We start from the raw sequence: 2,935 nt of genomic DNA, 5'->3' as shown, positions 1-2,935 counted from the left end.
CATCATCTGGACCTGCCCAAGCGTCTCCAGGTGGAGTTCGAACGGCTGGTCCAGAGCTATGCCGACAGGACCAAGCGGGAGGTCAAGGATGCCGACATCTGGCGGCTCTTCAAGGACGAGTACCTGCCCGTGGAGGCTGGCGGGAGCGTGGTCGGCGGAGAGTCCATGGCCGATCAGCGCGATGAGACCCTGCGCCAGTGGGGACGCTTCAAGCTGCTGAATGTCGCAGTCACCTCCGGCGAGGACGGATCCGACACCGTCCTGGATGCCACCCTGCTGGACCGGGGGCTTGCCCCGGGCGATCCTGAGGTGAGGCGGCGTGTTCAGGGACACGGGAATGGCCCAATCGCGGCCTTCTTGGATGCGCTCAAGTCCCTGGATCAGACCGTCTCCGTTCTGGATTACGCCGAGCATGCCATGACCGCCGGCACGGATGCTCTGGCGGCTTCCTACGTGGAATGCCAGGTGGGCGAACCGGCCAGGTCCCGCGTGATTTGGGGCGTTGGCATCGATTCGTCCATCTCCACCAGCTCCCTCAAGGCCATTATTTCGGCGCTCAACCGCTTCCAGCGCGGCTAGAAGTCATAGAGAGGCAGCAACTCTCGTCAGCCTCACGGCCCAATCCGAACGCAACTGATTGGTTCGGATCGGGCCAGGTTGTCCACGCTGGTTTACTACTGGGATTGCTCTGACTCGGAGTTGCCCTCAGTGGTTCCGCTGTTGCTGCTCTCGGCCTCGCCTCCGTTGCCTGAACCCGAACCACTGCTGGCTCCTGACTCCTCCTGAGGAGTTGTCTGCTGTTGGGTGCGTCGCTGAGGCACATATTCATAGTTGTAGCTACGCCTGGGCGTATAGGAGTAGCTCCGCCTATATCCGGTGCCCCAGCTGCCATCCGGCCCGCCGATCTTGCCATGGTCTTCGGCCGCAGGGAAACGCTCCACTGGGCTGTCGCCCAAGGCGGACTTCATGTACTGGGTGAACAGCGGGACCGGTAAAAACTCATTCTGATAGACCTCGGGCACCTTGAGTGCACTGCCGTCCTGTCCTTGGTTCCAGACAGCGAAGGTGGTCAGAACCGAGGGGGTGAATCCGATGAAGGAGATGGCTGTCTGGTCGTTGGCCGTGCCTGTCTTGCCGGCGATGGGCCTGCCCAGGGAACGCGCATAGGTGGCAGTGCCGTACTGAACTGTGGTGCTCATGGCTTTCTGCAGCAGGGCCACCTGGTCGGCGTTGAAGACCTGATCTGACTGGATCGCAGCCGTGTAGAGCTCCTGATCCTTGGCATCCTTGACCTGTGCCACCAGATGCAGCTTGGGCCGCTTGCCGCCATTGGCCAGCGTGGCATACCCCTGTGTCACGTCATAGACCGAGAGGGCATCCAGGCCCAGGGTGTCGAAGGTGGTCGTGTCGTCGATTTTGCCGGTGATGCCAGCAGTGTGGGCCACCTGGGCGATTTTTTGTGAGGTCACGTGTTCGCCCAGGTCCATGAAGACCGTGTTGACCGATCTGGCGAAGGCCGAATAGAGATTGATGTACCCGTAGCTGAAGTTTCCGTCGTTGGCGACGGACTTGCCCACGCTGGAGAAGGTGCGTGGTGAATTGCCGTTGAAGACTGTGTTCAGGTTGACTCCATCCTGGATGGCGGCCAGGAGCGTGTAGGCCTTCATGGTCGAACCCACCTGGTAGGTCGCCTGATCCACGTTGTTGAGCGGGTGGGTCAGGTAGTCGTCACCGGCATACAGGGAGATGATGGCCCCGGTCTTGGGATCGACCGAGAGCCCACCGGTCTGCAGGGTGGGTGGCTGACGCTTGTTGCCCGTGGACGGGCTTGCCACCTGGAACATCAGATCCTGCTTGTCCTTTTGGATGGTGGTGATGATTCGGTAGCCGCCAGTATCCAGGTCGTCCGCGGTAAAGGGGGCCTTTTTGCCGGTGGACAGCTCATTGCGGACCATGCGCAGCAGGTAGCCGTTGGGCCCCTGATAGACGTTCTGCGGCGAGTACTTGATGGTCTGGGGCATCTGGGCGCCGACCCGGTCCTTGTGGCTGATGTAGTGGTCCTCCTCCATGATGCCCAGCACCCGGTGGAAGCGCGACTCGGCCTGCTTGGGGTTAATAGCCGGATCCCAGGAGGCCGGGGCGGGGATAATGCCGGCCAACATGGCCGACTCGGGCATGGTCAGATCCTTGGCGTCCTTACCAAAGTAGTTCTGCGCGGCGGCCTGGATCCCGTAGGCTCCGCGGCCGAAGTATATGGTGTTCATATAGTTGCACAGGACTGTTTCCTTGCTCTCGGTCCTGGAGATCTTCAGGGAGAGGATGGCCTCGCGCAACTTGCCTTTGTAGGTGGTGGTCTCACCCAGATAGTAGCGCTCGGCGTACTGCTGGGTGATGGTTGATCCGCCCTGCCGAGTGCCCTTGGTCACGTTGTTGAGCAGGGCCCGGCCGATGCCCTTGAGGTCGATGCCGTTATCCTTATAGAAGGAGCGGTTCTCTGAGGAGACGACCGCGTTGCCTACATACTTGGGCAGGACCGCACAGTCGATGATCTCCCGGTTCTGGTCGGCGTAAGTGCCGATAGGGGTGGTGCCGTCAGCATAGTAGACCGTGGTCTTTTGTGCCAGGGCCTGCTTCTCCGGCGGGATGATCTCAGTAGTCAGGTATAGGTAGGCGAAAGCTGCTGCCCCGACGACCAGCACCAGTCCCAGCAGACCCAGGGTCCACTTGAGCAGACGATGCGACTTGCGGCGCCGCCTGCGACGAGGTCCGCCGCCCCGGGGATTGCGGTCGGCATGTCGCGAGGTGAGTCTGTCGGTGCGATTGCTGCCACCGCGTGACCCAGACCGGACCCTGCGGGTGGGCGAGGTCGAACTGACTGAACGAGTCTGATTGGCCATGCCAACCACGCTATCCGGCAGGGCTGAAAACTGTTCGA

At 61.4% G+C, this 2,935-nt stretch carries 2 protein-coding genes; one reads left to right on the top strand and one right to left on the bottom strand.

The window, feature by feature from the left end:
* Positions 1-579: alpha-isopropylmalate synthase regulatory domain-containing protein (locus AC0AP0_RS11165; protein ID WP_490430508.1), on the top strand; the 579-nt coding region annotated here is incomplete at its 5' end.
* Positions 580-674: 95 nt separating this feature from the next.
* Here the strand turns inward: AC0AP0_RS11165 and AC0AP0_RS11160 are convergent.
* Positions 675-2,897, bottom strand: a complete 2,223-nt coding sequence (locus tag AC0AP0_RS11160; protein ID WP_490430516.1) for a transglycosylase domain-containing protein — start codon at positions 2,895-2,897, stop codon at positions 675-677.
* Positions 2,898-2,935 lie beyond the last annotated feature (38 nt).

It is taken from the genome of Bifidobacterium sp. POST2/T3 (B1), from assembly GCF_058197115.1.
Note: the sequence above shows the minus strand (reverse complement) of the source record. Positions and strands in the feature narration are given on the sequence as shown.

Coding starts and splice junctions, on each gene's coding strand:
- AC0AP0_RS11160 (WP_490430516.1), bottom strand. CDS start 2,897: ATGGCCAATCAGACTCGTTCAGTCAGTTCGACCTCGCCCACCCGCAGG.